We start from the raw sequence: 26,500 nt of genomic DNA on the forward strand, positions 1-26,500 counted from the left end.
TCGTGCTTTTAGACCTTGAAGCCGGAGACCGAGCCCTTGAGCTCGACGGCGAGATCGGCCAGCTGACCGATCGACACCGCAGTCTGCTTGGTGCCGCGAGTCGTCTGTTCGGTAATGGCGAGAATGTCCTTCATCGTGTCCGCCACGCGGCCGGCGGTTGCCGCCTGGTCTTGGGTGTCGGTGGAAATCTGCTCGATGCGTTGTGCTGCGTCCATCGAAACCTGGCCGATCTCGGCCAGAGCCTGGCCCGCGGCGTCCGACAGCTGGGCGCCCTCGACCACGTCCCGGGTGGCGTTCTCCATTGCTCCGACGGCGTCCTGCGTGTCGGTCTGAATCGTCTTCACGATCGCCGAGATCTGCTTTGTTGCCTCGGCAGAGCGCTCTGCAAGGCGTTGCACTTCTTCGGCAACGACGGTGAAACCACGGCCTGCCTCGCCCGCCGATGCAGCCTGAATGGCTGCGTTGAGTGCGAGCACGTTGGTCTGCTCGGTAATGTCGGAAATGAGTTCGACGATCTCGCCAATCTCCTGCGAGGATTCGCCCAGACGTTTGATTCGCTTCGAGGTTTCCTGAATCTTCTCACGGATGGCGTTCATGCCACGGATGGTGTTCTCCACGGCATCCGCACCCTTGCGAGCCGAGTCGAGCGAGAGACGGGCGACCTGGGCGGATTCGAGTGCGCGGGCAGAGGATTCGGTCATCGACTGTGCCATGCGTTGCACCGTCGCGCCGGCTTCCTCGATCTCGCGCGACTGGCGTTCGGTGGCGTCGAGCAGTTCGTTGGAGGTCTGCTGCGCCGCCTGCGTCGCACTGGTCACGCGGCCTGCGGCGTCGTTGATTCGGCGAACCAGCACCGACAGTTCTTCAATCGTGTAATTCACGGAGTCGGCAATGGCGCCGGTGATGTCCTCGGAGACGGTCGCGCGGATGGTGAGGTCACCGTCGGCAAGGTCACCCATCTCGTTCATCAGGCGCAGAATCGCCTGTTGCGTGAGGTTGCGGTCGTTTTCGGCATTGGCACGCATACGCTCGGCGTCGGCGCGGCGCTGGGACAGGTCGTCGTTGTAGATCTTTGCCATCATGCCAAGGGCAGCCAGCGCCGCAAGGGCGCACAAGGCAATCAGGGCCGAAAGCGGGTTGAAGCCGCTGATGTCGCTGTTGAAAGCCTCGCTCAACGCGGTACTGCGCGCGAGAAGCGTGCTCGAGTCATCGAACAGCCGGCTGCCGGCCTGTTTGGCCTGAACCAGCAGCTGGATGTTGCCGAGCACATTGGAAACCGCCTCCTGTGTTTCCTTCGAGCTCGAAATCAGCTGCCGGATTCGATTGCGGGTCTCGCTGTCGCCGCCCATCTGCTCCATGGCGGCGAGCTGCTCGCGGAAGGTATTGGTGTCCTTGCCGAGCAGAAACGCGACTTCGGGGTCGATCGCTGCGGCTACGCGCAAGGCATTGACGTTCTTTGCAATACGCTGGGTCAGCATCACCGCACGGTTTGCGGTTGCAATGTCGCCCGCACTGGCGCCCGCCTGCAGCTTGAGTGCGGCGACCTGCTCGGTGAGTTCGAGCAGTGCGTCGTTGCCCTTGTTGATGGTTTCGACCGAGTCGTTCAGCGTCAGCAGGGTCTTTTCCTGACTGATCAGCTGTTGTGCGTCCTTCTCCATCTTGCGCCAGCTTTCGGTCACTGATTCGAGCTGGGGGCGCATACCGTCGGCGACGGCGGGCAGCGCACTGCCTTCGATCTCGCCGCCCTGATCGAGCGCGTCGACAAGCGTTGCGAAGCGACTGCTGCCGCGCTTGAGCTCCGCAAAAGCGGCTGCGTTCCCCTGCAGCGCCAGCTGAGCCGATTTTGCGATCTGCTGCGACAGGGTCTGCATTTCACCTGCAGCTGCGATCTGCCGAGAAATATTGTTGCTCTGGTGGGTCTGATAGATCACCAGGCCGATGGTGGCGATCACCAGGGCGCCGAAGGCCATCCCCAAGTTGCGCACGCGGGCGCCGACCGGTTTCTCCATCGGCGCCTTGCTTGCCGAGGACCTTGCCGGCGTTGGGTCGCTCTGGTTTTCCATGATGGTGGTGTCGGACGCCAGGTCGGGCCCGGAGGCCGCTTTGTTACCTAAGGAGAGCTTGAAAGCCATGTGCAATGCTCCGCCACTGTCTGATGAATGCGATGTTGAGGATAGGCGCCTTGCGGTTCAATCCGCTCCGGCGTCAAGAAATGCCCCCTGAGCGAGCAGCTGCGGGATATCGAGCCTGAGCCAGGCGTGATCCTGTACGTCCCGCATGCGCTGCTTCACCCACGGACGTGCATCCGGAGGGCCGTGGTCGGCTTCGAAGTCCTCTTCACTGCGCAGACCCAGCACGCGGGTGACGAGCAGCGAACTATGCACGCCATGTTTCGCGCCGATCAGCAGCAGGCGTGCCTGGCCGGAAGGAACGGTCGGGGGGCCGTCATGGAAGCTCGAAAAATCGATGACGCCGAACAGCGTGCCGCGCACGTTTGCAAGACCGCGATACCAGGTGCGTGTCAGCGGAACATGTGCCAGCGGCGGTGGGGTCAGTATCTCGCCGCTTTCGGACAGGTTAAGCAGCCAGTTCTCGTTGCCGGCCTGTACGCCGAGGAGACTGCGGCGTTCGCCCGTCTGTGCGGCAGCCAGACGTCGTGAAAGGTTCTCCTGGAACTCGCGTAGGCTGATCCGTCTTGCCATGACCGGTCAGCCGATGCTCTTGATGCGGGCGAGCAGTGCATCATGCTCGACGGGCTTGACCATGTAGTCGAACGCGCCTTGGCGCATGCCCCAGATCTTGTCCGTTTCCAGCCCCTTGCTGGTACACATGATGATGGGGATGCTGCGGGTCTCATCGGTGCGCGATATCGTCCGCGTGGCCTGGTAGCCGTTCATGCCGGGCATCACGACGTCCATCAGGATGAGATCGGGCTGCTCGCTGCGGCTCTTGGCAATCGCCTCTTCGCCGCTTTCGGCGGTCACGACCTGGTAGCCGTTCTTGGTCAGCACCTGTGACAGTGCGAGGCGTTCGGTCGGAGAGTCATCGACAACGAGTATTTTCTTGATCGGCATGGCGTGGGTCCATCGAGAGAATCAGCGGGGACGATTGTTGGCGTGCTCGGCCACCGCCTTGATCAGACTGTCTTTCGTGAAAGGCTTGGTCAGGTACTGGTCCGATCCGACCATGCGCCCGCGGGCGCGGTCGAACAGGCCGTCCTTGGAGGAAAGCATGATGACCGGGGTGGATGACAGGCGCGCATTCTTCTTGATCAGCGCGCAGGTCTGATAGCCATCCAGACGAGGCATCATGATATCGACAAAGATCACATCGGGATGGTGATCGGTGATTTTCGAGAGGGCGTCGAAACCGTCCTCGGCAAGCAAGACCTGACAGCCCGCCTGGCTAAGGAAAATCTCTGCGCTGCGACGAATCGTGTTGCTGTCGTCGATGACCATCACCTTGAGTCCGGTCAGGTCCATGCAATCAGTCCTCGGAGACGCAGCCGCTGCAAGAAGAGGCTGCTACAAAATTCGGTTGGCCCGAAGCATACTCCAAAAGACGTGCTCCGGTGCACCACCTGTCATATCTCGATGAGCTCGAAGTCTTCCTTGCGTGCCTCGCACTCGGGGCAGGTCCAGTTCGGCGGAATGTCTTCCCAGCGGGTGCCCGGCGGGATGCCCTCTTCCGGCAGACCCGCAGCCTCGTCGTAGATGAAGCCGCAGATAAGGCACATATAGGTTCTGAAGGGCTGCTCGGACATGGCTGAAATATGGCGGGCTGGCAGTAAAATGCGTTTAATCTTACCGTATTTCACTGGACGCGCCAGTTCGGGCGCATTGATCCCATGCCTGTTGCCATTCCGGACATACCGCCCGTCGTGATGTGCCTATCCGCGGCCGACGCCACTGGCGGAGGCGGTTTGCCGTCCGACATTCTGACCCTCGCCAGCATGGGATGCCATCCGCTGGCGGTGCAGACTGCGACGGTGGTGCGCGATACCCGCGGCGTCGAGGACTGTTATGCCGTCGAACCCGAAGTCCTTGCCGCGCAGGTGCGCACGGTGCTTGAGGATATTCCGGTTCACGCCTTCAAGTTCGGATTCTGCGGCAGCGTCGAAAATACCGCGGTCGCCGCGGAAATCCTGTCCGATTATCCCGATATCCCGCTGGTGGTCGAACCCGCCCTCTACACCAACACCGATGCCGCACTCGAGGACGACCTCGTGGCGGTGCTGGCGGAGCTGATCCTGCCGCAGACGACGCTGCTGGTTGCCAGTCGGCACGAGATCCTGCGCCTGGCAGGCTTCGATATCGATGATGACGGAGATGACCCCCTGTCGCCTGAAGAGGCCGTAGCACGCCTGATCGAGCTGGGGGTCGAGTACGTGTTGCTGACTGGTGGCGGCGATCACGGGCCGCAGGTGGTCAACATGCTTGTCGGTGAGCAAGGGGTGATTCGTACCGACGCATGGCAACGTCTGCCCGGGCGATTCCTGGGGGCGGGCGCGACCATGGCCGCGGCCGCCGCGGCGGCGTTGGGGCATGGAATGGCAATGGCCGAGGCGGTGCGCGAAGCGCAGGAGTTCACCCAGCAGGCCTTGCGCCATGCCTACCTGCCCGGGATGGGACGTGCGATTCCCGACCGCTTCTTCTGGGCGCGAGGCAAGGGCGACGCGGATGTCTGATACAACACGAGTGGCGGGCACGCGCCTGCCGGCGCCCGGTCTTTACGCCGTCACCCCGGACGAAGCCGATACCGCGCGTCTGATTGCCCAGGTCACGCAGGTGGTAGCCGGGCGTCCGGCGCTGCTGCAATACCGCAGCAAGCTCGACTCGGCTGCGGTGCGCGAGGCTCAGGCGCGTGCCATCCTGGCCATCTGCCGGTCGGCGGGCGTGCCGCTGATCATCAATGACGATTTGCGGCTGGCGCTCGCGATCGGCGCCGATGGCGTGCATCTCGGGCGCGACGATGGCGATCCGGCGCAGGCGCGCGCCGCGCTCGGGGCAACAGGCATTGTCGGCGTCACCTGTTATGACGAATGGGCGCGCGCCCAGGCCGGGGTAATGGCCGGCGCGGACTATGTGGCCTTTGGTGCCATGTTCGTGTCGCCGACCAAGCCGCATGCGGTGCGCGCACCGCTGGCGCTGCTGCGCCGGGCGCGCCTGGAGCTTGGTGTACCGGTGGCTGCCATTGGCGGCATCACGCTCGACAATGTGGATGCCGTCATTGCGGCGGGGGCCGATTTTCCGGCGGTCATCAGCGACGTTTTTCTTGCGTCGGATCCGGCTGCACGGGTGCGCAGTTTCGCGGCGAAGTTCTGACGCCTGCCGATTCTGGCGCGTGGCTGCGGTGGGCGGGCACCGGTTTTGATCCTGCAGGTGGACCCGCCGGTGGCTCAGGGGCCACAATTGCGGATTCCGTAGCCATGCGATGACGAATCAGCCATGAACAGCCGAAACCAAGCCCTATTCGAGCGCGCCCAGCGCACCATTCCCGGTGGCGTCAATTCTCCCGTGCGGGCCTTCCGCTCGGTCGGCGGCACGCCGCGCTTCATCGATCGTGCCGAGGGGGCACGCGTATGGGATGCAGACGGCAAGGTCTATATCGACTACGTCGGATCGTGGGGACCGGCGATTACCGGCCATGCGCATCCGGACATCATAGAGGCGGTACGTGCGGCGGCGCTCAAAGGGCTGTCCTTCGGCGCGCCGACCGAGAGCGAGGTCGAGATGGCCGAACTTATCTGCGAAATGCTGCCGTCGGTGGAGATGGTGCGTCTGGTCAGTTCCGGTACCGAAGCGACGATGAGCGCGATCCGGCTGGCGCGCGGATTCACCGGCCGTGACGCGATCATCAAGTTCGAGGGCTGCTACCATGGCCACGCCGACAGCCTGCTGGTGAAGGCCGGTTCCGGCCTGCTGACCTTCGGCAATCCGTCGTCGGGCGGCGTGCCGGACGACTTTGCCAAGCACACCATCGTGCTGGACTTCAATGACCTCGACCAGATCGAGGCCGTGTTCAAGGCGCGGGGCGACGAGATTGCTGCCATCATCGTCGAGCCAATGGCCGGCAACATGAACCTGATCAAGCCCCGTCCCGGTTTTCTCGAGGGGTTGCGCCGCATCTGCACACAGTACGGCACAGTGCTGATCTTCGATGAAGTGATGACCGGCTTCCGTGTCGGACCGCAGGGCGTGCAGGGTCTGTTCGGCATCACCCCCGACCTGACCACGCTGGGCAAGGTCATCGGCGGCGGCATGCCGGTGGGCGCATTTGGCGGGCGTCGCGACATCATGGAGAAGATCGCACCGCTGGGATCGGTCTATCAGGCCGGCACGCTGTCGGGCAGTCCGGTCGCAGTGGCCGCCGGCATGGTTTCGCTGCGCCTGACGCGCGCGGCGGGCTTCTACGACCGCCTCGGTGCCAGCACCGCCGCACTCGTGTCGGGGCTGAGTGCCGCCGCGCGCGATGCGGGCGTCGTCTTCAGCGCCGACTCGGTGGGCGGCATGTTCGGGGTGTATTTCAGCGAGGCAGTTCCCGCTTCCTTCAAGGACGTAATGCAGTCTGACACGGATGCCTTCAACCGCTTCTTCCATGCGATGCTCGACGAGGGGCATTACTTTGCACCTTCCGCCTTCGAGGCCGGGTTCGTGTCCGCAGCGCACGGCGAGGCGGAGATCGCGGCGACGGTGGACGCGGCGCGACGGATTTTCGCGTCCTGGCGCTGAAGGCGGCGGGCGGATGGACAGCGCCGGCGGCACTGAGTAGAATCCGCCCCGTCATTGGGGAGTAGCCTCCTTTCGCACGAAAGGGCCTGCGTCAACATACTTGGCCATCCGGTCATGGCGCAGGCGGTTTCCCGGCTTGGCAAGACCTTTGACCACACTGCCTTCGGACTGGCCGGAAAGGTGGGGTGGTCATTCGTCTTCTTCCGGCCAGGAGATCGATTGTGGACGCATTCCTCGTATCAACCGGCATCGTCGCCCTGGCCGAAGTGGGCGACAAGACGCAGTTGCTCGCCTTCATCCTGGCGGCAAAATTCCGCAAGCCCTGGCCCATCATTGCCGGGATCCTCATCGCAACGCTCGCCAATCATGGTTTCGCAGGCGCCCTCGGTTCGTGGATCACGACGCTGATGGGGCCGACGACGCTGCGCTGGGTGCTTGGCATCTCCTTCATCGCAATGGCCGTGTGGACGCTGATTCCCGACAGTTTCGACGAGGAGGACGCAAAGCTTGCCCGGTTCGGTGCATTTGGCACCACGCTGATCGCCTTCTTTCTGGCCGAAATGGGGGATAAGACGCAGGTCGCGACCGTCGCGCTCGCGGCGCAGTATCAGAGCCTCGCCTGGGTCGTGGCGGGTACGACGGTCGGCATGATGATTGCGAACGTCCCGGCCGTGGTGCTTGGTGGCAAGATAGCGGACAAGATGCCCGTGCGTCTGGTGCACGGCATCGCTGCGTTGATCTTTGCGCTCCTCGGGGTGGCGACCCTGCTTGGCGCAGGTGCCGCGATCGGAATCTGAACCGACGCTGCCTTGAATCCGCCGCAGCGTCGGTTCAGAGCAGGAACAGCGTTGCCAGACCGAGGAAGATGAAGAAGCCGCCCGAGTCGGTCAGTGCAGTGATCATCACCGACCCGCCAATGGCCGGGTCGGCGCCGAGGCGCTGACGCAGCATCGGAATCGTGACCCCGGCGAAGGCCGCCAGCAACAGATTGAGCGTCATCGCTGAGGTCATGACAAGGCCCAGCGATACGCTTCCATACAGCCACCAGGTGAGCGCGCCCAGCAGACCGCCCCAGACGACGCCATTGAACAGCGCCACGCCCAGCTCCTTCTTGAGCAGGCGCTGCATCGCGCTTTGTTTCACTTGGCCCATGGCGATGGCGCGTACGATCATGGTGATGGTCTGGTTGCCCGAATTGCCGCCGATACCGGCCACGATGGGCATCAATGCAGCGAGCGCGACAAGGCGCTCGATCGAGCCCTCGAAGGCGCCGATCACGCGCGACGCGATGAAGGCGGTCACGAGATTCACTGCCAGCCAGGCCCAGCGGTTCTTCACCGAATCCCACACCGACGCGAAAATGTCCTCTTCTTCACGCAAGCCTGCATGGCTCAGGATCTCGGCTTCGGATTCCTCGCGGATGTAGTCGACGACATCCGCCACCGTGAGGCGGCCGATGACGCGTTTGTGCCGGTCCACCACTGGCGCCGACACCAGGTCATAACGCTCGAAAGCCTGGGCAGCGTCGTCAGCAGGGTCGTCGGGGGCGAAACTGATGACGGTTTCGTCGCGCATGACCTCCGAGACTTCCTTTTCCGGGTCGTTGATCAGCAGCGACTCGAGCGAGAGAATCCCCATCAGGTGATCGTCGCGATCGATCACGAACAGCTTGTCGGTGTGGTCGGGCAACTCCTCGAAGCGCCGCAGATAGCGCAGCACCACCTCCAGGGTGATGTCTTCGCGCACCGTTACCATGTCGAAATCCATCAGCGCGCCGACCGAGTCCTCCGGGTAGGACATTGCCGCGCGCAGTTGCTCGCGGCCCTCGGTATCGAGCGATTGATAGACGTCCTGGATGATCTCGGGCGGAAGGTCGGGCGCGAGGTCGGCGAGCTCGTCAGCATCCAGGGTTTCCGCGGCGGCCTTGAGCTCGTGCGGTTCCATGGTTTCGATGAGCGATTCGCGCACCGCATCCGAGACTTCCAGCAGGATGTCGCCGTCGCGTTCGGCCTTGACCAGGTCCCAGACATAGAGACGCTCCTCGGGCGGCAGGGCCTCGAGGATATAGGCAATGTCAGCCGAGTGAAGGGCGTCGAGCTTATTGCGTAGCGCCGCTTCGTGCTGTTTGTGCACCAGGTTTTCCACCAGCTCATGGCGCGGCATGTCCTGGCGGTGGACAAGGTCTTCCGCGACCCGCTGACGTGCAAGCAGCGCCTGCACATCGCGCAGGTGCTGCTGGACGTCATCGGGATGCAGTTCCTCTTCCATGGTCATCGCTGCACTTCGCGTTGGCGGGTGGGTGAAAGGCGGATTCTACGGACTTGCCCGCAGCCACGCGACCCCGAAACCGTTACCGGATCATAAAAACCCGCCGGCCTGATGCGCGCTGGGATCAGGGGATCTGCGAATAGCCCATGCGGGCGCGAATTCGTTCGGCGTGCGCGGCTAGGCGCGGACCGAAATTGTTCTCGTACTTGCGCGGATTGGGCAGCATGACGGCGAGGCGGGCACTCTCGGCCGGTCCCAGACGGTCGGCCGAGACGCCAAAATAACGTTGTGCGGCCGCTTCCGCTCCGAAGATACCCTTCCCCCACTCCACCACGTTGAGATACACCTCGAGAATCCGCCGCTTGCTCCAGAGTGCTTCGATCATCACGGTGATGAGCGCTTCCTGCCCCTTGCGCAGGTAGCTGCGCGATGGCGACAGGAACAGGTTTTTCGCCAGCTGCTGGCTGATGGTCGAGCCGCCGGAGACCGCACGCCCCTTGCGTTCGTTCTTTTCCAGCGCGTGCTGGATACCTTCCCAGTCGAAGCCTTCGTGATCGATGAAGCGGTCATCCTCGGCGGCGACCACTGCCCGCTTGAGGTGGGTGGAGATGCGCTCATACGGCATCCACCGCTGTCGCAATACCGCTTTGGGGTCGGATGCGCGCAATTCCGCGAGTCTCAGGCGCATGAAGCTCGTGCTGCCCGGGTCGACCTGGCTCCACCACGCGACGTGGCCGAGGAACCACAGTTGCCAGAGGAGAAACAGCACGACCAGGGCAAGCAGCCCGCGGCCGAGCCAGCGCAGCGCCTGCTTCATGCAGGGCGCAACTCGTTGCGCAGCGCAGTCAGCACGGGGGCGGTGAGCGGGCGGACGCCGCGCCACAGCGCAAAGCTCTCCGCGGCCTGCTCGACCAGCATGCCGAGACCGTCAGCCACGCGGCTTGCGCCAGCGGCACGGGCGCTCTGCATGTAGGCTGTGTCGGAACTGCCATACATCATGTCGTAGGCCAGTGCGTCCTGAGCGTAGATCCCGTCGGGCAATGGCGGTGCTTCGGCGGCGAGACTGGCGGAGGTGGCATTGATGACGACGTCGAACTGCGCGCCGGCAAGCGCGCAATAGCTGCTGGCGTGCAGTTCGATGGCGCCCGCGTAGTGTCCGAACGTGCGAACCAGTTCGGCAGCCTTGCTTTCCGTACGGTTGGCCAGGGTCAGGCTGGAAGGGGCGGCCTGCAACAGTGGCAGCATTGCGCCGCGCGCTGCGCCGCCGGCGCCCAGCAGCAGGATACGGCGGCCGGCAAGCGGGCATTGCAGATTGTGCACCAGGTCGCGCACCAGCCCGGCACCGTCGGTATTGTCGCCAAGGATGCCGGATTCGTCGAATGCAAGGGTGTTGACCGCTCCCGCTGTCTGCGCGCGTGCGGTATGGCGATCGGCCAGCGCAAAGGCTTCGAGCTTGAACGGTACGGTCACGTTCATGCCGAGCCCGCCGGCGGCGCGAAAGGCCTGCACCGCTGCCACGAAGCCGTCCAGCGGCGCAAGCAGGGCCTGATATTCGAGCGGTTGGGCGGTCTGGCTAGCAAAGGCCGCATGAATGCGGGGCGATTTGCTGTGGGCAATCGGATGGCCGATGACGGCGTATTGGTCCATGGTCGGGCTCGTTGTGGGCGGCGGTGCGTTTCAGTTGGCGCGCACCTGATCCTTGTTGGTGAAGGTCCAGGTACGGGAAATTTCCAGCATGTCCGTATCCTTTCGGATGTCCGGCGGGAAGGGGGCGTAAGGTGCGGCCATGTTCACGATGCGGACCGCTGCCTCATCGAGCAGCGTGTGGCCCGAACTGCGGCTCACCTGCACCCGCTCGACGCTGCCGTCGGCACGAATCGTGACCGATAGCAGCAGGCTGCCATAGAGTTTGCCGCGCGCGGCCTCGGGGTAGTTCAGGGTGCCGATGCGTTCGATCTTGAGCCGCCAGTCTTCCACATACTGGGCAAAGCGGTACTCGCGCGCGCGAGCGCCGATGATGCGTTTGCGTGGCCGCTGAGCATACTCTTCGAGGGTGCGGTCGATCTGGGCCTCGACGCGGGCGATGGCGGCGGCGCTGTCGAGAAGGTCCAGTCCGCTGGTGACGTCGGGTGTCTGCACGGTTTCATCGACGGGACGTTCGTCGGCCACGACCGCGGTGGACGTGCGTTGCGTGATCACGTTCTGCTTCGGGCGTTCGACGTCCTGTGGCTGGCGCTTGCGCGCCTCGACCAGTGCGTTGCCGTCGGCACGGCTTTCCTGCGGCGGCAGTGGTGACTTGGGACGAAGCTTGTCATCGCTGCTACCCCCGCCTTCGAGATTTGCCTGCGCGAGCACGTCGGCCTCGGGTGGTGGCGCGCGGTGGCGGGCGTTGACCAGCACCACCTCGAGCCCGCGGTCCTTTGCCGGATTCGCCTCGGGCATGCGTACGCCGATACTGAGCACCATGCCGTGCACGGCCAGCGACAGCGCCAGGGCGATTGCCAGCCGCGCATTGCCGCGATGCCGGGTGGCGGCATCCATGGCTCGGAGATACTGGGAGATGGGCTGGGCCATGCGTAGGTATGAATGCCGGATCAGTACTCGGCTTCTTCCTCTGCGTCCGGGTCGGGTTCGGACAGGGTGGTGAGATAGCGTGCGCTGACTTCGACGTCGACCAGATCACTGCCCTCGATGAGCAGACGCACCCGCGAGCCGGGCAACTGCGGCGGCAGCGAAGGGACCTTGAAAATCAGCGGAATCTCCTCGAGGCGGACGAGATTGTCGCGCAGAACCTTGGCGTCGATAGTCGCAGGTTTGGCCTGCCGCAGCCAGCGCAGGCACCAGTAACGCTCCATGCGGCGCTGGAACTCGCTGTATTCGGCGTAGGTGACTTCGAAGTCACGCAGGATGGCCATCAGTTCGGCTGACTTGGGTGCGAAAGGTGCTTCGGCGCCGGTCAGCACGGCGATGATCTGCCACTGGTTCACCATATCGACATAGCGTCTCAGCGGCGAGCTCGACCAGGCGTAGCAATCGACACCCAGGCCTTCGTGCGGTGCGGCGACCGTGGTCATGCGCACCTTGCCACCGCCCTGGGCACGGTACAGGCCGGGCACGCCGGCATCGTCGAGCAGTTTGCCCCAGGTACTGTTGGCCAGGATCATCATCTCGGCCACCAGCTTGTCCATTGGCGAGCCGCGCAGGCGTTGGCCGATGGTGATGTAGCCGGGACCGTCCTCGGTCTGCTGCTGCCAGTCGACGTAGAAATTGTTGTCGACCTGGTTGTTGTGCGCGGACGGCTTGCCGCGTCCTGCTTCGAGGATGGTGGCCAGATCCCACAGCAGCGTCAGCTCGCGCTTCCACTGGAAGTCGGGGCCGCCGTCGTGGATGGTGTCCTCGTTGAATACCGGTTCGATGTCGTGATGTCGCAGGTTGGCGACGATCGGCACGATCTCCACTCGGCTTTCGTGGGCAGTAATGGTGAGGTCGGATCTGACATCGAGATAGAGCGAAATGGCTGGGCAGTCTCGACCTGCGGCCAGGGTGAAGGCGTCGACCACCTCGTCTGGCAGCATGGTGATCTTGTTGCCCGGCATGTACACGGTGGACAGGCGCTGGCGAGCGACGGCATCGAGCTTCGAGCCGCGGCCGAAGCCCAGCGCCGGTGCGGCGATATGGATGCCCACCCGCCAGCCGCCTTCGGCCCTCGGCGTGACCGAGAAGGCGTCGTCGATCTCGGTGGTGGTGGCGTCGTCGATCGAGAACGCGGCGACATCGGCGCGCGGCAAGGCAGCGGGCATCGTCGGCGGCTCGATCTCGGGAAACCGCACCCCGTCCGGGAACTGCTCGAACAGGAAACGGTTGTAGTGGTAGTCGTAGCTCGACGACAGTGCGCCGCACTTGAGCAGCAGGCGGGCCGCGCTCAGTCCGGTATCGACGCAGGCCGCTTCCAGTGCCTTGACCTCGATGCGGTTACGGTCCGGGCGGTAGAGAATCTGCTGCAGCATGCCGTCGAACTCGGCCGGCAGGCGACCCTCGACCAGTTCGCTGCGCATCTTGTCGATCGCCAGCGCCTGCTGGCGCTTCTTCTCCTGCCCGGCGAGCGCGGCCTGCAGGATGTCGGCCGGGGCCTTGCGAAACCGGCCCTTGCCCTTGCGATGGAACCACACCGGTGCCGAATGCAGACGCAGCAGCACCGCCGCGGATTCGACCGGAGCGGGGGGGTGACCGTAGTATTCGGCGGCGAAATCGCCGAAGGCGAACTCGTCGTCGCCACAGACTTCCCACAGGAACTCGGTGTCGAGCTCCTCGGCAGCACGCTCGGCGCGGGTCAGCAGATCCGCCGGAGACGGCTCGCGAAAATCGAGCAGAACGTTTGCCCGCTTGATCTTGAGTCGCTTCCCATGGGTGTTCTCCACCTGCAGGGAGGCATCGTTATCAGCGAGGATCGTTCCAGCCTTGAAAGCCCCGTCCTCTTCAAACAGCACGAACATCAGCGACCGCCAGCATATTGAGCAAGCCGCACAGTTTACTGGATTCGGCCCTCAGGCCCTAAACCTTCATTGTGTCCGGCGCTGGCCGGCTGCGTGGCGCAGCATGTCGGCGCTGTATATGGCAAGCGCCGTCCAGATCATCAGGAAACCGATCAGTTGGCCGTGGTCGAAGGGTTCCCGGAAGAGCATGATCGCAATGAGAAAATTCAGGCTGGGCGCCAGATATTGCAGAAAGCCGAGCGTGGCAAGGGGGAGTCGCCGGGCTCCGACCGCGAACAGCATCAGCGGGATGGCGGTCAGTATGCCCGCCAGCGGCAGCAGCAGGTCGAGATGAAGGGTGCTGCCAAAGCGGAGTTCTCCATGCATGTCGAGCCATGCCAGCCACAGCAGCGCGATGGGTGCGGTCACCAGCGTTTCGATGAAGAGGCCGCCGATCGGGTCGACCGGCGCGCGCTTGCGCAGCAACCCGTACAGACCGAAGGTGGCGGCCAGAAAGAGCGCGATCCAGGGCAGCGTCCCGACCTGCCAGATGCGCCAGCACACACCGGCGGCAGCAATGCCGACCGCCAGCGTCTGCAGTGGGCGCAGACGCTCGCCGAGGAACAGGCGGCCGAGCAGTACGCTCACCAGCGGATTGATGAAGTAGCCCAGGCTGGCTTCGATCAGCCGTCCGGCGTCGATGGACCACACGAATACCAGCCAGTTGCTGCCGGTGAGGGAGGCAGTCAGGGCCAGAAGCGCTGTCAGGCGGGGTTGTCGTAGCACCGCGCCGATGGCGCTGAAGCGACCCGCGCCTGGGACGAGCGCGATCAGGGCGGCCAGAAACACCAGAGACCACAGCACCCGGTGAGCAACGATCTCGAACGGTGGTACCTCGCCCACCGCACGGAAGTAAAGCGGCATGAGGCCCCAGATGCTGAAAGCCGCCAGTGCGGCGAGGGTGCCGCGGCGCAGCTCTGCTGCGGCGTCAGGAGCGTAGGTCATGTGTTCAGCGTTCAGATTGGGCGTGTTGCGGTGGCGATCAGCGCACGTGCGGGAACGCTGCAACCGGGACGGCCGTCGGTTCGAGGGTGTTGCGCGAGATCTGCGCCGACCGCTTCGCGCAAAGCCTGTTGCGTGGTGTCGGGAAGCCGCGAGAGCGCCTCGGCGGCGCCGCCGGCCAGGTCGAGAAAGGCCTGCCAGTAGCTTTCGGCATCGTCGAAACTGCAACTGAAGTCGCAGGCGGCTATGCCGACCTCGGTGAAACCCGCATTCTCCAGCATGGCCTGCAGCTGGGCCGGGTCGCCGAAGCGGAACACCGACGGTCGGGCGACCTTCGGCGGTGGCAGCAGGCGTGCAATGCAATCCTGGGCACGACTGATCAAAGGTACGTCGTCGCGCGTCCCCCATACCGACAAGGCGATGCGTCCGCCGGGTGCCAGCACGCGCCGGACTTCGGACAGCGCGTGTTCCGGGTGCGGAAACATGAACAGTGCCAGACCGGCAAGCACCCGATCGACGCTGGCGTCGGCCAGGCACAGGTGCTCGGCGTCGGCCGCGGAAAACAGCAGGTCGATGTCGCGGTCCGTGACGCGCCGGGCGCCCTCGAGCAACATGCCCTCGGCGATGTCGGTGGCGAGCACCATGCCACCGGGGCGGACGCGACGGGCCGCATCGGCCGCGAGCAGCCCGGGGCCGCTGGCAAGGTCGAGTACGCGCAGTCCCGGGGCAAGCGCGGCAGCGTCGAGCAAGGCGTGTGCGAGTGCTGCGCGCAGATGCGCGCCATCGGCATAGCGTGCGGCGATGCGATTGAATCCGGCACGTTCCATGGACTTGAAGCGCCGGGAGTCGAAACCGCCGCTCATGTCAGGCCCGCGAATTCGAGGACTGCGTCCAGGTAATCCTGCCAGCGTGAGAAGCCGTGATCCCCGCCGGGGAGGACGGTCTGACGCGCGCCGGCGTACTTGCTCACGGCGTGGCGGTAGTCGAGGACCTCGTCTCCGGTTTCCGCCAGCAGCCAGTAGCGCTCGGGGCGGGTAATGGCTGCGACGTCGAGCGCGCGCAGTTCATCGATGTGTTTCGGTGTGAAGTCGAAGCGCTCCCCCGTGTACAGATTGGTCTGCGGGCCCACGTAGGCTTCGAGCGAGAGCGGTGCCACCACCGCGGGGTTGACCAGTACCGCGCGCAGTCCGTGGCGCTCGGCCAGCCAGGTGGCGTAGTAGCCGCCGAGCGAACTGCCCACCAGCGTCGGCTCGACGCCCTTCGAATCCCGTTTGGCCCGCGCGATCTGCGCTTCGATCAGCGCGATTGCCGCGTTCGCGGAAACCGGCAGTTGTTCGCACCAGAAGGCATCGGCCAGACCGCGTGCACTCATGTGTCGCTGCAGTGACCGGGCCTTGATCGATGCCGGGGCGGAGCGAAAGCCGTGCAGATAGATGATCATGGAGGCGGTATGACGTTGACGGCAGCTCAGTTTAGCCTGCCACCGGGGCTGCCGTTAAGCGCCACCTGGATCAGGGGGCGCTCCAGGACACGAGATCGAGCTGCCAGGTCGCCAGCACGATCAGGCCGAACACGATGCGATACCAGGCAAAGACGATGAAGGTGTGATTGGAGATGAAGCGGATGAAACTCTTCACGGCCCACATCGCCGCCACGAAAGAGGCGATGGAGCCGACGACGAATACCGGAACGTCGTCGAGTCTGAGCAGCGACCAGTTCTTGTACAGGTCGTAGACGGTGGCCGCGAACATGGTCGGAATGGCGAGGAAGAAGGAGAACTCGGCTGCGGTCTTGCGCGACAGGCCGAAGACCAGCCCGCCCATGATTGTCGCACCGGAGCGCGAGGTGCCCGGAATCATGGCCAGTGCCTGGGCGAATCCGATCTTGAGCGCATCGCCCCAGCCAATGGCGTCGAGCGTCTGTATCCGCGGGTGATAGGCCCGCTTCTCGACGTAGATGATGATGAAGCCGCCAATCACCAGCGCCGTCGCAACCGTCAGGGGGTTGAACAGCACGGCCTTGATCGTGGAGTGAAACAGCAGCCCCAGCACTGCCGCCGGCAGGAAGGCGACAAACAGCTTGCCGACGAAGCGCTGGGCCTCGGGTTCGGAGCGCAGGCCGCTGGCCACTGAAATCAGCCGGTCACGGTAATCCCAGCACACCGCGAGGATGGCTGCGAGCTGGATGACGATTTCGAACACCTTGCTGGTGTCGTCGGTATAGCCGAGCAAATCGGCGACGATGATCAGGTGGCCGGTGGAGGATACCGGCAGGAACTCGGTCAGACCCTCGAGAATGCCAAGGATGGTCGCGGTCAGGAGGAGCTGGATATCCATATGGATTCGCCGCAGTCGAATAGAATGAAAAAAGGATTATACGGCTGTAGTGTTGCGCTGCGGCAAATGTCGATCTGCGGTGGTGAACGTCAGGCGCTCGAGCTCGGTCAGCCAGTGCATCGCATGCTCGCGCGTATCGCCGCACATGTCTGCCGCCGGCTGCAGGCTGCTGCACACTTGCGGGCGGCGCGGGTCGCCGAAGAGTCGGCAGCGATCCCGGTCGTCGAGCTGAATGCAGCGCACACCGGCCGGTTTGCCGTTCTGCATGCCGGGAATCTGGCTGGAAATGGACGGTGCGATGCAGCAGGCGGCGCAGCCGGGTCGGCACTTCGTCTCAATCGGCACGCGAGAGCTCGTCCCACCAGGCGATCACGCTGTCGTAGCTCGGATCCAGCAGGGTGCATTCGCCACCAGTGAAGGCTTCCCACTCGGGCATGAAGCGCCTGCCGACTGCGGTCAGCAAGGGGGTGCCGGAGACGACGGCGAAGCCCATCTCGTCGCGCAAACCGTCACCGTTGGCTTCCTGCGCGCCGAACTTGTTGATCATGACCAGTTGCGCGCCCGCTTCCACCGAATTCCGCACCGCCACCGAAGCATGGGCCAGCGCCGCCGGGTCGAGCCTGCAGGCTTCCGATCCGCTGCCCAGTTCCTGCGACAGCGAGAAACGCTCTCCGCTGCTGAGGTCCTCGAGCTCCATCGCACAGGGGTCATTGATTGCGGTGGCGATGTCATGCTGGATAACGCCGCCAAGACGCACGCCTCGCGCACGAAGTTCGTTGGCGACGCGCACGAGCAAGGCCTCGACGTTGATGTCGGGCGTGTACAGAATGGCGGCAATCGGCAGGGTCGGCATGATCGGCTATGGGCGAGGGCAGAGTCGTGATTGTCGCATCCGGCGGTGAGGTCGCACAGGGGCGTGTGAGGTGGCCCGTCCGTGGCCTCAGGGCGAGTGCGTCCCCCATTCGACGATCTGCCATTGTCCGGGCGCCAGATGCCACAGGGCGAGCCCTTCCTGGCGGCCGACGAGGCCGAAACTGTCGTGATCGCATACCTCCGTGGGCCAGCGCCAGCAGCGGCCGGCCAGTTCCGGGAGGGTGTTTGCAGGCTCGAGCGGGCGGTCACCGTCGGCCAGCGGTGGCGTGGTGGCCGAGAGCACATCATGCCAGCTCGCCCAGAAATGCCCCGCGAGCGCTGTGCGGAGTTCATCCATCCAGCGCGGCAGGGTGCTCAGCGCCGGAGATTGTCCGAGGACATTGGTGAACAGGATGCTGGCGTCGGGATAGCACTGCGCAAGCCACTGCGGACCATTGCCTGCGGACAGGCAGTCAAGTGTTTCGCAATCCATGCGGATGCGCGGAAAGCGCTGGCGCAGCAGAAAGCGGGCGAGCGGATCGGGTTCAAGTACCGTGACGCGGTCGAAGCGCTGAAGAAAGCCTTCGTTGAGCGTGTAGCCGGCGGATGGGCCGACGATGACGAGATGCGTGGTCGGGACATGCCAGGAATCGAGCCATGTCGCGACTTGGGCGATGAACGGTGCCCACAGCGTGCGCCGGTGATGCAGCGCGCGAAGGTGATAGCCCAGCCCGCCCGAGGCGTCGAACAGATGCATGCGCAGTGTCGGCTGCGGAGGGGTGAGGGTGTCAGCCATGGCAGTGTGGGTGCGGTTTTGAAGAGTATATCGGGCCGATGCGTGCGCCGGATGCTGCGAGGAGGCTGCTCTGCTGGGATAATGCAGGTCGTTACGTCGCCGCCTGCAGCTTCCGCGGCGCCCTCGCATCCGATCCGAATGCGCCATCGCCGAGCATGAACAGGTCTTCGCATGCGCGGCAGCATCAAGAGTTCAAATGAGTAGACACCCTCGCTCGCCAGTATTCGTGGCGACACCTGATTTCGACGACTGCCTCAGCATCGACCGTCCCCGTTTGCGGCGCATGGCGCGCGAACTGAAGCGCGGCGACGAGGCGCGCAAGCAAAAGCTGCAGGAAAGTTACGACGCCCTGCTGGATCGCTCGCGCACCGCGCTGGCAGCGCGCCGGGCGGCGCTGCCGAAGCCGGAGTTTCCGCCTGAGCTGCCGGTGTCCGCGCGGCGCGAGGAGATCGCCGAGGCCCTGACGGCACATCAGGTCGTCATCGTCTGTGGCGAGACCGGATCCGGCAAGACGACCCAGCTGCCCAAGATCTGCATGACCCTGGGGCGCGGCGCCGCCGGGCTCATCGGTCACACCCAGCCGCGGCGCCTGGCAGCACGCGCGACAGCGTCGCGCATCGCGCAGGAACTCGACAGTCCATTGGGGCAGGCGGTCGGCTACAAGATCCGTTTCACCGACAAACTCACCGCGTCAAGCCATATCAAGCTGATGACCGACGGCATCCTGCTGGCGGAGACCCAGACCGATCCGCTGCTCGCCGCCTACGACACGATCATCATCGATGAGGCGCACGAGCGCAGCCTGAATATCGATTTCCTGCTCGGCTATCTGCGCACGCTGTTGCCCAGACGCCCCGATCTCAAGGTGATCGTGACCTCGGCCACGCTAGACGCCGATCGATTCGCGCGTCATTTTGCCGATGCCGCAGGCAAGCCGGCGCCGGTGATCGAGGTGTCGGGCCGCCTATATCCGATCACCATGCACTACCGCCCGGTGGAAGAGGAGGAGGCGAAGCCGGCCGCACGCGGGGGAGAGCGCACGCCACTCCGCAAGAACAGGGCGCGCGACCTGCTCGATGCGATCGTCGATGCGGTCGACGAGGCGCAGCGCTGCGGGCCCGGTGACGTGCTGGTGTTCCTGCCCGGCGAGCGCGAGATCCGCGAAGCCGCCGAGGCGCTGCGCAAGGCCCAGCATCTGCCGGGTACCGAGATCCTGCCCTTGTTTGCGCGTCAGTCGGCACAGGACCAGGCGAAGGTGTTTTCGCCGTCTAAGGGGCGTCGGGTAGTGCTGTCGACCAACGTTGCCGAGACCTCGCTCACCGTGCCCGGTATTCGCTACGTGGTGGACACCGGATTGGCGCGGGTCAAGCGCTATTCACCGCGCAACAAGGTCGAGCAGTTGCAGATCGAAAAGATTGCCCAGTCCGCGGCACAGCAACGAGCGGGACGCTGCGGGCGGGTGATGGACGGCATCTGCTTCCGGCTATACGACGAGGACGACTTTGCCCGGCGTCAGGCCCACACCGATCCCGAGATCCTGCGTTCGTCGCTGGCGGGCGTGATCCTGCGCATGAAAGCGCTGCGGCTGGGTACGGTAGAGGATTTCCCCTTCATCGATGCGCCCGGCTCGCGCCTGATTGGCGATGGCTACGCGTCGCTTGCCGAACTGGGCGCGGTCACGGATGACGATGCGCGCACGCTGACCCCGAGCGGGGCCGAGCTGGCCAAGCTGCCGCTCGATCCGCGCATCGGGCGCATGATCCTGGCCGCGCGTGACCGTGGTTGCCTGGCAGAACTGCTGGTCATTGCAGCGGCGCTGTCGGTGCAGGATCCGCGCGAGCGACCGCAGGAAGGGCCGGGCGGCGCAGACCAGGCGCATGCGAAATTTCGTGGTGGTGAGCAGGATCAGCGTTCGGAGTTTCTCTGGTATCTGCACCTGTGGAAGGCCTGGGATGAGCTTCAGCGCCATGAATCGGTGAGTAAGCAGAAGGCGTGGTGCAAGCAGCACTTCCTGTCGTGGATGCGGATGCGCGAATGGCGTGACGTGTTCACCCAGCTTCATGCGCTGTGTGCCGAACACGGCTGGAAGGAGAACCAGCTCCCCGCCAATTACGAGACCATTCACAAGGCACTACTGGCGGGACTCCTGGGCAACATCGGCTGCAAGGTCGAAGATGCCTCCGGCCCCCAGGCGGGCAGCTATCTCGGTGCGCGTGGCATCAAGTTCTGGCCCCATCCAGGCTCGACGCTGGCGAAGAAGGCGGGCAAGTGGATCATGTGTGCCGAACAGGTTGAGACTTCGCGCCTGTTCGGGCGCTGCATTGCCCGCATCGAGCCCGAATGGGTGGAAGAGGTGGGTGCGCACCTGCTACGGACGCAGGTGTTCGAGCCACATTGGTCGAAGGCGTCCGGTGCCGTACGCGCCTGGGCTCGGGGCACTTTGTATGGATTGGTGATCTACCCCCGGCGCGGCGTGGGTTATCGCGATACCGATCCGGCGCTGTGTCGGGCATTGTTCATTCGCGAGGGGCTGGTGGCGGGCGAGATCGCCGACGGCGCTGCCCGCAACATGGGTTTCCTGTCTCACAACCAGCGCCTTGTGGCTGAAATCGAACGCCTGGAGCACAAATCGCGGCGGCCGGACGTGCTGGTCGACGAGACGCTGATCGAGGCCTTCTACGATAGCCGTATCCCGCCCGATGTCGATGACCTTGCCAGCTTCGAATCCTGGCGCAAAACCGCGGAAAAGAGCGAGCCGAAGCTGCTTTACCTGTCGCGCGACCAGCTCATGCGGCATGAGGCGGAGGGTATCACCACCGAGCGCTTCCCGACCAAATTCGAGGTGCTGGGACAGAAGCTGACCCTGAGCTATCTTCACCAGCCAGGCGATGCCGACGACGGCGTGACGCTCACCGTGCCGCTGGCCATGCTCAACCAGATTCCGGCCAATCGCTGCGAGTGGCTGGTGCCCGGTCTGCTGGAGGAGAAGATTACCGCCCTGCTCAAGACCGTGCCGCAAAAGCACCGCCACCGACTGCAGCCGATGAGCGAAAGCGCAGCCGCCTTCATGGCCGATTTCGACGCCGGCGCCTTCGATACGGATGAGCCGCTGCTGCGCATGTTGCAGCGCTTCGTCGAGGACCGTGTCCAGCTCAAACTGCCACTGGAGAGCTTTCGTGTCGAGAACCTCAAGCCGCATTGCTTCATGAATCTGCGGGTGATCGACGAGCACGGGCGGGTGATGGGGCAGTCGCGCAATCTGTCCGAATTGCGCGCACGTTTCCGTGACCAGGTGGCGGCGCGCTTCAAGGCGGCGAAGATCGATGGCGCGCTTGCCGGAGCGCTGGAGGCTGCTGGCGCGGTCGCCGCACCGGTGCCCGAAAGGGGTAAAGATGATCGCCCGACGAAAGAGAAGAGGGCGGTCAATGGACGGGGTCAAGACGCTGGGGCCGTGCCGGCACTCGAGGACGCGGGTAGTTTCACGCCAGCCGGGTCTGCACTGAGCGGTGTGACTGCGTGGTCCTTTGGTGCCTTGCCCGAACTGCTGGAGCTCAAGGTTGCGGGGCGTGAGGTCATCGGGTTTCCTGCACTGCATGACGATGGCGACAGTGTGTCATTGCGGCCCTACGACACTCCGGAGGAAGCCGCACGCGTCCATCGGGGGGGGCTGACCCGCCTGTTTGCGCTTTCGCTCAAGGATCAGGTGCGCGCCATCGAGCGTCTCCCCGGTCTGCGCGACCTGGCCCTGCAGTACATGAATTTTGGTACCGAGGCCGAGCTCAAGGCACGTCTGGTGCAGGCGACGCTGACTCGCTGCTGCCTGATCGAGCCGCTGCCTGCAGACGAAGCGTCATTCGAGCAGCGCTGCGTCGAGGCCAAGTCACGGGTCACACTGGTTGCGCAGGAATTCATGCGCTTGTGCACTCAACTCCTGAGTGAGCACGCGTCCTTGCACAAGCGCCTTGCGGGGCTGAAGGCGTTCCCGGATGTCGCCGCCGATATTCAGGGGCAAGTCGCAGCGCTGATGCCGCGAGACTTTTTGGTCGGTATCCCGTGGGAGCACCAGTCACAATTTCCGCGCTATTTGAAAGCCGCGTCGATTCGTCTCGATAAACTCCGTAACAATCCTGCGCGTGATGCCCAGCTGATGTCGGAGTGGAAAGCGCTGGCGCAGGCGTGGGAGCGCGAGCAGGCGGCCAAGCGCCGTGCTGGCGTCACCGACCCGCAACTGGAGGCGTTCCGCTGGCTGCTTGAGGAATTGAGGGTCGGGCTGTTCGCCCAGGAACTGAAAACACCGATGCCGGTCTCCGTCAAGCGGCTGCAGAAGATCTGGGATAGCCGGCCGCGCTGATGCTGATGCACGGCCGCTCCAGCATGGTCAGCGCAAGGGGATGACGATCGGCGGAATGCTCAGACCGATCACCAGGGCCGGATCGCTACTGTAGCCGTAGCTTCGTACCGGCGGCGCGTAGTAATACTCGCGCACCTCGCGCTGGCGGTAATAGCGCGGGACGTCACGAATGACGACGCGTTCGCGGATGATCGTGCGCGTGTTGTCGTAGCGGCGATCGTAGTGGTCATGGTAATGGCCGCGCTCATGGCGATCGGCGTGCGACCAGCGGCGATCATCGCCCCGATCGGCATGAGCTGCACTGCCTGCGGCCATCAGCACGCCGCACACAAGGGCCGTGAGGAGTCGATTGTTTGCCGAGTTCATGTTCGTGCCTCTGAGTGGTTCATTGGTTGGAGCGTGCTTCACGGCTTTCTCTAGCCGATGTGCTCGCTGTAACGATAGTAGGTGAGGCGGCGTTGGGGCGAAGGCACAGAGTGTAAGCAGGCTTGAGCCCGGAGGGCGGGCAAGGCTTGACAGTTTCGCGAAGTGACCTTTGTTTTCTCTGACTTTCTTGTTACTATTCCGCGCTTCACCTTGCTCCACCGGTCTCGCATGCCGGGGGGCTGACTTTCAATAACCGCAAGGAGTCTGCATGCGACACTACGAAATCGTATTCATCGTCCACCCGGACCAGTCCGAACAGGTCCCGGCGATGATCGATCGTTACAAGACGATCGTCACCGCCCGCAACGGCCAGATCCACCGCCTGGAAGACTGGGGCCGCCGCCAGATGGCTTACCCGATCCAGAAGGTTCACAAGGCTCACTACGTGCTCATGAACATCGAGTGCGACGGTGAAACCCTCGCCGAGCTTGAGCACGCATTCAAGTTCAACGATGCCGTGCTGCGCCATCTGACCATCAAGACGAAGAAGGCTGTCACCACGCCGTCGCCGATGATGAAGGAAGAGAAATCCCGCTCGTTGACCGCTCCGGCTGCCGGCGAAGAAGCGAAGTCGGCCGAGGCGTCCGAGTCCGCTTCGGCCTGAGGTGGCCGAAACGGGGTTGAATGAACTTCGTCTGACGGCGCGCATCGCCGAGTTGCTTCCCTTGCGGAGAACGCCTGCGGGGGTCCCGGTAGCGGGATGTTTGCTGGCTCATGCGTCGAAACAGTGCGAATCCGGTGTGGATCGTGATGTTTCGGTTGAGTTGCAGGCAGTTGCGATTGGTGAGCTGGCCGCCGTGCTGGCGAGTGCGGGCCCCGGAGTGAATGTGACGGTATCGGGTTTTCTGGCCGCGAAGAGTCTTCGCAGTCGTGCGCCGGTGCTGCATCTGAACAAGATCGAATTTGTAGAAGGATACTGAAATGGCTTTCAAGCCCAAGTCCAAGTTCAAGAAGAAGGACGACCGCGGCAACCGTGGTCTGTTCAAGCGTCGCAAGTTCTGCCGCTTTACCGCGGAGAAGATCGAAGAAGTCGACTACAAGGATGTGGACATCCTCAAGGACTTCATCACTGAAAACGCCAAGATCATGCCGGCGCGCATCACCGGTACCAAGGCCGGCTACCAGCGTCAGCTGTCGGTTGCCGTGAAGCGTGCGCGCTTCCTGGCGCTGATGCCTTACACCGACCTGCACCAGTAAGAGAGGAAAGACATCATGCAAATCATTCTTCTCGAAAAAGTGGGCAAGCTCGGTGGCCTGGGCGACGTGGTCAAGGTCAAGGACGGTTACGCGCGCAACTACCTGATCCCCCAGGGGCTGGCCAAGCGTGCCACGACCAGCAACATGGCCGAGTTCGAGGCGCGTCGCGCCGAGCTCGAGCGCCTTCAGGCCGACAAGCTGGCTGCAGCGCAGGCGCTGGGCGCCAAGATCGACGGCCTGATGGTCCAGATCACCCGCAAGTCCGGCATGGATGGTCGCCTGTTCGGCTCCGTCAGCAACATCGACGTGGCTGAGGCGATTGCTGCACAGGGCTTCGAAATCGATCGTTCGGCGATCCGCATGCCGCAGGGTCACCTGAAGCAGATCGGCGATACCCAGCTCGACGTCGCGCTGCACGCCGACGTGGTTGTCTCCATCACCGTTTCGGTGCTGGGCGAGCATTAATCGCTGCGGTTTGCGATCCAGAAGGGGCTGCCTAGGCAGCCCCTTTGTTTTTAGAATGTCCCTCCGCTGTCCAATACTTGCTCAGGCACACCATGGCGACTTCACGCAGATTCCCCGACGACGCGCTGGACCCCCAGATGGCGTCCATCAAGCTGCCGCCTCATTCGCTCGAGGCGGAGCAGTCACTCATTGGTGGCATTCTGCTGGACAACTCCGCCTGGGAGCGGGTGGCGGATCTGGTCAACGAGGCGGACTTCTATCGCGACGACCATCGGCGGATATTTCGCCAGATTTCCAAGCTGATTGATTTCGGCAAGCCTGCCGATGTGGTCACCGTATTCGAGTCGCTAGAGAAGCTCGGCGAGGCGGAACAGTCGGGTGGTTTGGCGTATCTGGCCGAGATTGCGAACAATACGCCTTCGGCGGCAAATATTCGCCGCTACGCCGAAATCGTTCGCGAACGCGCAATCCTGCGCAAGCTGGTGGCCGTAGGCGACAATATTGCCGCAAGCGCGCTCAGTCCTTCTGGCAAGGACGCCAAGATGTTGCTCGACGAGGCTGAAGCGAGGGTGTTCGAGATCGCCGAAGCGGGGGCGCGCAACACAACGGGCTTTCAGGTCATTCAGCCGATTCTGAAGCAGGTCGTCGATCGCGTGCAGGAACTCTACGACCGCGACAGTGCCTCCGAGGTGACGGGCGTCCCGTCCGGTTTTGCCGATCTGGATGACAAGACCTCCGGTCTGCAGCCGTCCGACATGATCATCGTTGCCGGCCGTCCGGCAATGGGCAAGACTACCTTCGCGCTGAACGTAGCTGAGCATGTGGCCGTCGAGGCGCGCCTGCCGGTTGCCATTTTCTCTATGGAAATGCCGGGCACGCAGCTGGCGACCCGCTTCATCGCCTCGGTCGGCCGCATCGACATGCAGAAGATCCGCAGCGGTCGCCTCACCGACGACGACTGGCAACGGCTCACCGTGGCCATGGGCAAGCTCTATGACGCGCCCCTGTATATCGACGAGACGCCCGGCCTGAACCCGATCGACCTGCGCGCCCGTGCCAGGCGTCTGGCGCGCCAGTGCGGACGGCTTGGCCTGATCGTGATCGACTACCTGCAGCTCATGACCGGCACGCGCGACAGTGACAACCGGGCCTCCGAACTCTCGGAGATCTCACGCTCGGTCAAATCCCTCGCCAAGGAGCTCCATGTGCCGATCATCGCGCTGTCGCAGCTCAACCGGAGCCTGGAGCAGCGTCCGAACAAGCGTCCGGTCATGTCCGACTTGCGCGAATCGGGCGCCATCGAGCAGGACGCCGACATCATCATGTTCATCTATCGCGATGAGGTCTACAACCCGGACTCCCCGGACAAAGGGACGGCGGAGCTCATCATCGGCAAGCACCGGAACGGCCCCACCGGCACCGTGCGCATGACCTTCTTCGGTGAATACACCCGCTTCGAGAACTTTGCCGGTGGCGGCGGGTTCATGGCGCCGCAGGAATAATTTGCGCCTGTTGAGGACTTTCTTGAATTTAGTTCTTGCATTCGTTCATGGGGTGTCTATAATGCGCACCTCTTCACCGCGAAACGCATTTGAGTTTCTGGT

At 63.8% G+C, this 26,500-nt stretch carries 28 protein-coding genes and 1 riboswitch; of the genes, 10 read left to right on the forward strand and 18 right to left on the reverse strand.

Annotated features, from left to right (window positions below):
• Positions 1–8: 8 nt before the first annotated feature.
• The 5 genes from J5J83_RS16860 to J5J83_RS16880 all read right to left on the reverse strand — a co-directional run bounded on the left by J5J83_RS16860 (position 9) and on the right by J5J83_RS16880 (position 3,736).
• Entirely contained in the window at positions 9–2,132 is a 2,124-nt protein-coding gene (locus J5J83_RS16860) for a methyl-accepting chemotaxis protein (RefSeq protein WP_212351117.1), read from the reverse strand.
• Positions 2,133–2,189: 57 nt separating this feature from the next.
• Positions 2,190–2,702, reverse strand: coding sequence for a chemotaxis protein CheW (locus J5J83_RS16865; protein ID WP_212351118.1), 513 nt, complete (start codon positions 2,700–2,702; stop codon positions 2,190–2,192).
• Positions 2,703–2,708: 6 nt separating this feature from the next.
• Positions 2,709–3,074 (reverse strand): response regulator, encoded by a 366-nt coding sequence (locus tag J5J83_RS16870; RefSeq protein WP_212351119.1) that lies wholly within the window; start codon positions 3,072–3,074, stop codon positions 2,709–2,711.
• A gap of 21 nt (positions 3,075–3,095) precedes the next feature.
• On the reverse strand, positions 3,096–3,482 hold the full coding sequence (gene pilG, locus J5J83_RS16875) for a twitching motility response regulator PilG (protein ID WP_212351120.1): 387 nt from the start codon (positions 3,480–3,482) through the stop codon (positions 3,096–3,098).
• Positions 3,483–3,583: 101 nt separating this feature from the next.
• Positions 3,584–3,736, reverse strand: coding sequence for a rubredoxin (locus tag J5J83_RS16880; RefSeq protein ID WP_212353345.1), 153 nt, complete (start codon positions 3,734–3,736; stop codon positions 3,584–3,586).
• 147 nt (positions 3,737–3,883) lie between these two features.
• On the opposite strand from J5J83_RS16880, the gene J5J83_RS16885 reads away from it, so the two are divergent.
• The 4 genes from J5J83_RS16885 (at position 3,884) to J5J83_RS16900 (ending at position 7,528) form a co-directional block, all read left to right on the forward strand.
• Positions 3,884–4,687 carry a PfkB family carbohydrate kinase gene (locus J5J83_RS16885; protein WP_249116043.1) on the forward strand — a complete coding sequence of 268 codons (804 nt, stop codon included), beginning with the start codon at positions 3,884–3,886 and terminating at the stop codon, positions 4,685–4,687.
• Positions 4,680–5,324: a thiamine phosphate synthase gene (thiE, locus tag J5J83_RS16890; RefSeq protein WP_212351122.1), complete on the forward strand. Its 645-nt coding sequence runs from the start codon at positions 4,680–4,682 to the stop codon at positions 5,322–5,324. The genes J5J83_RS16885 and thiE overlap by 8 nt, the downstream gene beginning before the upstream one ends.
• Positions 5,325–5,447: 123 nt before the next feature.
• Complete coding sequence (hemL, locus tag J5J83_RS16895) at positions 5,448–6,731, forward strand: glutamate-1-semialdehyde 2,1-aminomutase (protein ID WP_212351123.1); 1,284 nt, start codon at positions 5,448–5,450, stop codon at positions 6,729–6,731.
• A 44-nt stretch (positions 6,732–6,775) separates the two neighbouring features.
• Positions 6,776–6,948: riboswitch (yybP-ykoY riboswitch) on the forward strand.
• A 4-nt stretch (positions 6,949–6,952) separates the two neighbouring features.
• Positions 6,953–7,528, forward strand: coding sequence for a TMEM165/GDT1 family protein (locus tag J5J83_RS16900; protein WP_212351124.1), 576 nt, complete (start codon positions 6,953–6,955; stop codon positions 7,526–7,528).
• 34 nt (positions 7,529–7,562) lie between these two features.
• Here J5J83_RS16900 and mgtE read toward each other — a convergent pair whose 3' ends face one another.
• The 12 genes from mgtE to J5J83_RS16960 all read right to left on the reverse strand — a co-directional run bounded on the left by mgtE (position 7,563) and on the right by J5J83_RS16960 (position 18,457).
• Positions 7,563–9,005, reverse strand: coding sequence for a magnesium transporter (mgtE, locus tag J5J83_RS16905; RefSeq protein WP_212351125.1), 1,443 nt, complete (start codon positions 9,003–9,005; stop codon positions 7,563–7,565).
• A 118-nt stretch (positions 9,006–9,123) separates the two neighbouring features.
• The gene (mtgA, locus tag J5J83_RS16910; protein WP_212351126.1) at positions 9,124–9,816 is read right to left on the reverse strand and encodes a monofunctional biosynthetic peptidoglycan transglycosylase; all 693 of its coding nucleotides are present in this window, start codon (positions 9,814–9,816) and stop codon (positions 9,124–9,126) included.
• Entirely contained in the window at positions 9,813–10,646 is an 834-nt protein-coding gene (gene aroE / locus J5J83_RS16915) for a shikimate dehydrogenase (protein WP_212351127.1), read from the reverse strand. The genes mtgA and aroE overlap by 4 nt, the downstream gene beginning before the upstream one ends.
• 30 nt (positions 10,647–10,676) lie before the next feature.
• Positions 10,677–11,540 (reverse strand): energy transducer TonB, encoded by an 864-nt coding sequence (locus J5J83_RS16920; protein ID WP_249116045.1) that lies wholly within the window; start codon positions 11,538–11,540, stop codon positions 10,677–10,679.
• A 53-nt stretch (positions 11,541–11,593) separates the two neighbouring features.
• Positions 11,594–13,492, reverse strand: a complete 1,899-nt coding sequence (locus J5J83_RS16925) for an RNB domain-containing ribonuclease (RefSeq protein ID WP_212351129.1) — start codon at positions 13,490–13,492, stop codon at positions 11,594–11,596.
• A gap of 66 nt (positions 13,493–13,558) precedes the next feature.
• Positions 13,559–14,476, reverse strand: coding sequence for an EamA family transporter RarD (gene rarD / locus J5J83_RS16930; RefSeq protein WP_212351130.1), 918 nt, complete (start codon positions 14,474–14,476; stop codon positions 13,559–13,561).
• Positions 14,477–14,487: 11 nt separating this feature from the next.
• Complete coding sequence (locus J5J83_RS16935; RefSeq protein WP_212351131.1) at positions 14,488–15,336, reverse strand: class I SAM-dependent methyltransferase; 849 nt, start codon at positions 15,334–15,336, stop codon at positions 14,488–14,490.
• Positions 15,333–15,914: a YqiA/YcfP family alpha/beta fold hydrolase gene (locus tag J5J83_RS16940; protein ID WP_212351132.1), complete on the reverse strand. Its 582-nt coding sequence runs from the start codon at positions 15,912–15,914 to the stop codon at positions 15,333–15,335. Before J5J83_RS16940 ends, J5J83_RS16935 begins: the two co-directional genes overlap by 4 nt.
• Before the next feature lie 70 nt (positions 15,915–15,984).
• The gene (locus tag J5J83_RS16945) at positions 15,985–16,809 is read right to left on the reverse strand and encodes an undecaprenyl-diphosphate phosphatase (RefSeq protein WP_212351133.1); all 825 of its coding nucleotides are present in this window, start codon (positions 16,807–16,809) and stop codon (positions 15,985–15,987) included.
• A 36-nt stretch (positions 16,810–16,845) separates the two neighbouring features.
• Positions 16,846–17,148, reverse strand: coding sequence for a YkgJ family cysteine cluster protein (locus J5J83_RS16950; RefSeq protein WP_212353347.1), 303 nt, complete (start codon positions 17,146–17,148; stop codon positions 16,846–16,848).
• Complete coding sequence (locus J5J83_RS16955) at positions 17,144–17,662, reverse strand: DUF2478 domain-containing protein (RefSeq protein ID WP_212351134.1); 519 nt, start codon at positions 17,660–17,662, stop codon at positions 17,144–17,146. Before J5J83_RS16955 ends, J5J83_RS16950 begins: the two co-directional genes overlap by 5 nt.
• A gap of 87 nt (positions 17,663–17,749) precedes the next feature.
• Positions 17,750–18,457, reverse strand: a complete 708-nt coding sequence (locus tag J5J83_RS16960) for a hypothetical protein (RefSeq protein WP_212351135.1) — start codon at positions 18,455–18,457, stop codon at positions 17,750–17,752.
• 283 nt (positions 18,458–18,740) lie between these two features.
• On the opposite strand from J5J83_RS16960, the gene hrpA reads away from it, so the two are divergent.
• On the forward strand, positions 18,741–22,808 hold the full coding sequence (hrpA, locus tag J5J83_RS16965) for an ATP-dependent RNA helicase HrpA (RefSeq protein ID WP_249116046.1): 4,068 nt from the start codon (positions 18,741–18,743) through the stop codon (positions 22,806–22,808).
• Positions 22,809–22,835: 27 nt separating this feature from the next.
• Here the strand turns inward: hrpA and J5J83_RS16970 are convergent, their stop codons facing one another.
• Complete coding sequence (locus J5J83_RS16970; protein WP_212351137.1) at positions 22,836–23,174, reverse strand: hypothetical protein; 339 nt, start codon at positions 23,172–23,174, stop codon at positions 22,836–22,838.
• A 268-nt stretch (positions 23,175–23,442) separates the two neighbouring features.
• Here J5J83_RS16970 and rpsF point away from each other — a divergent pair, with 268 nt between their 5' ends.
• The 5 genes from rpsF (at position 23,443) to dnaB (ending at position 26,398) form a co-directional block, all read left to right on the forward strand.
• Positions 23,443–23,838, forward strand: coding sequence for a 30S ribosomal protein S6 (gene rpsF, locus J5J83_RS16975; RefSeq protein WP_212351138.1), 396 nt, complete (start codon positions 23,443–23,445; stop codon positions 23,836–23,838).
• Position 23,839: 1 nt separating this feature from the next.
• Positions 23,840–24,154: a primosomal replication protein N gene (gene priB, locus J5J83_RS16980; RefSeq protein WP_212351139.1), complete on the forward strand. Its 315-nt coding sequence runs from the start codon at positions 23,840–23,842 to the stop codon at positions 24,152–24,154.
• 1 nt (position 24,155) lies between these two features.
• Positions 24,156–24,431 carry a 30S ribosomal protein S18 gene (gene rpsR, locus J5J83_RS16985; RefSeq protein WP_108949753.1) on the forward strand — a complete coding sequence of 92 codons (276 nt, stop codon included), beginning with the start codon at positions 24,156–24,158 and terminating at the stop codon, positions 24,429–24,431.
• 15 nt (positions 24,432–24,446) lie between these two features.
• A complete protein-coding gene (gene rplI, locus J5J83_RS16990) occupies positions 24,447–24,896 on the forward strand; it encodes a 50S ribosomal protein L9 (protein WP_212351140.1) in 450 nt (149 codons plus the stop codon).
• A 92-nt stretch (positions 24,897–24,988) separates the two neighbouring features.
• On the forward strand, positions 24,989–26,398 hold the full coding sequence (dnaB, locus tag J5J83_RS16995) for a replicative DNA helicase (protein WP_212351141.1): 1,410 nt from the start codon (positions 24,989–24,991) through the stop codon (positions 26,396–26,398).
• The last annotated feature ends 102 nt before the right edge of the window (positions 26,399–26,500 follow it).

It is taken from the genome of Azoarcus sp. L1K30 (genome assembly GCF_018122735.1).
In the GTDB taxonomy this organism is placed as follows: domain Bacteria; phylum Pseudomonadota; class Gammaproteobacteria; order Burkholderiales; family Rhodocyclaceae; genus Parazoarcus.

What these genes read in the sequence shown, in the direction of transcription:
- J5J83_RS16860 (WP_212351117.1), bottom strand. Translation starts at nt 2,132, where the DNA reads ATGGCTTTCAAGCTCTCCTTAGGTAACAAAGCGGCCTCCGGGCCCGAC.
- J5J83_RS16865 (WP_212351118.1), bottom strand. Translation starts at nt 2,702, where the DNA reads ATGGCAAGACGGATCAGCCTACGCGAGTTCCAGGAGAACCTTTCACGA.
- J5J83_RS16870 (WP_212351119.1), bottom strand. Translation starts at nt 3,074, where the DNA reads ATGCCGATCAAGAAAATACTCGTTGTCGATGACTCTCCGACCGAACGC.
- pilG (WP_212351120.1), bottom strand. Translation starts at nt 3,482, where the DNA reads ATGGACCTGACCGGACTCAAGGTGATGGTCATCGACGACAGCAACACG.
- J5J83_RS16880 (WP_212353345.1), bottom strand. Translation starts at nt 3,736, where the DNA reads ATGTGCCTTATCTGCGGCTTCATCTACGACGAGGCTGCGGGTCTGCCG.
- J5J83_RS16885 (WP_249116043.1), top strand. Translation starts at nt 3,884, where the DNA reads ATGTGCCTATCCGCGGCCGACGCCACTGGCGGAGGCGGTTTGCCGTCC.
- thiE (WP_212351122.1), top strand. Translation starts at nt 4,680, where the DNA reads ATGTCTGATACAACACGAGTGGCGGGCACGCGCCTGCCGGCGCCCGGT.
- hemL (WP_212351123.1), top strand. Translation starts at nt 5,448, where the DNA reads ATGAACAGCCGAAACCAAGCCCTATTCGAGCGCGCCCAGCGCACCATT.
- mgtE (WP_212351125.1), bottom strand. Translation starts at nt 9,005, where the DNA reads ATGACCATGGAAGAGGAACTGCATCCCGATGACGTCCAGCAGCACCTG.
- mtgA (WP_212351126.1), bottom strand. Translation starts at nt 9,816, where the DNA reads ATGAAGCAGGCGCTGCGCTGGCTCGGCCGCGGGCTGCTTGCCCTGGTC.
- aroE (WP_212351127.1), bottom strand. Translation starts at nt 10,646, where the DNA reads ATGGACCAATACGCCGTCATCGGCCATCCGATTGCCCACAGCAAATCG.
- J5J83_RS16920 (WP_249116045.1), bottom strand. Translation starts at nt 11,540, where the DNA reads ATGGATGCCGCCACCCGGCATCGCGGCAATGCGCGGCTGGCAATCGCC.
- J5J83_RS16925 (WP_212351129.1), bottom strand. Translation starts at nt 13,492, where the DNA reads ATGTTCGTGCTGTTTGAAGAGGACGGGGCTTTCAAGGCTGGAACGATC.
- rarD (WP_212351130.1), bottom strand. Translation starts at nt 14,476, where the DNA reads ATGACCTACGCTCCTGACGCCGCAGCAGAGCTGCGCCGCGGCACCCTC.
- J5J83_RS16935 (WP_212351131.1), bottom strand. Translation starts at nt 15,336, where the DNA reads ATGAGCGGCGGTTTCGACTCCCGGCGCTTCAAGTCCATGGAACGTGCC.
- J5J83_RS16940 (WP_212351132.1), bottom strand. Translation starts at nt 15,914, where the DNA reads ATGATCATCTATCTGCACGGCTTTCGCTCCGCCCCGGCATCGATCAAG.
- J5J83_RS16945 (WP_212351133.1), bottom strand. Translation starts at nt 16,809, where the DNA reads ATGGATATCCAGCTCCTCCTGACCGCGACCATCCTTGGCATTCTCGAG.
- J5J83_RS16955 (WP_212351134.1), bottom strand. Translation starts at nt 17,662, where the DNA reads ATGCCGACCCTGCCGATTGCCGCCATTCTGTACACGCCCGACATCAAC.
- J5J83_RS16960 (WP_212351135.1), bottom strand. Translation starts at nt 18,457, where the DNA reads ATGGCTGACACCCTCACCCCTCCGCAGCCGACACTGCGCATGCATCTG.
- hrpA (WP_249116046.1), top strand. Translation starts at nt 18,741, where the DNA reads ATGGCGCGCGAACTGAAGCGCGGCGACGAGGCGCGCAAGCAAAAGCTG.
- J5J83_RS16970 (WP_212351137.1), bottom strand. Translation starts at nt 23,174, where the DNA reads ATGAACTCGGCAAACAATCGACTCCTCACGGCCCTTGTGTGCGGCGTG.
- rpsF (WP_212351138.1), top strand. Translation starts at nt 23,443, where the DNA reads ATGCGACACTACGAAATCGTATTCATCGTCCACCCGGACCAGTCCGAA.
- rpsR (WP_108949753.1), top strand. Translation starts at nt 24,156, where the DNA reads ATGGCTTTCAAGCCCAAGTCCAAGTTCAAGAAGAAGGACGACCGCGGC.
- rplI (WP_212351140.1), top strand. Translation starts at nt 24,447, where the DNA reads ATGCAAATCATTCTTCTCGAAAAAGTGGGCAAGCTCGGTGGCCTGGGC.
- dnaB (WP_212351141.1), top strand. Translation starts at nt 24,989, where the DNA reads ATGGCGACTTCACGCAGATTCCCCGACGACGCGCTGGACCCCCAGATG.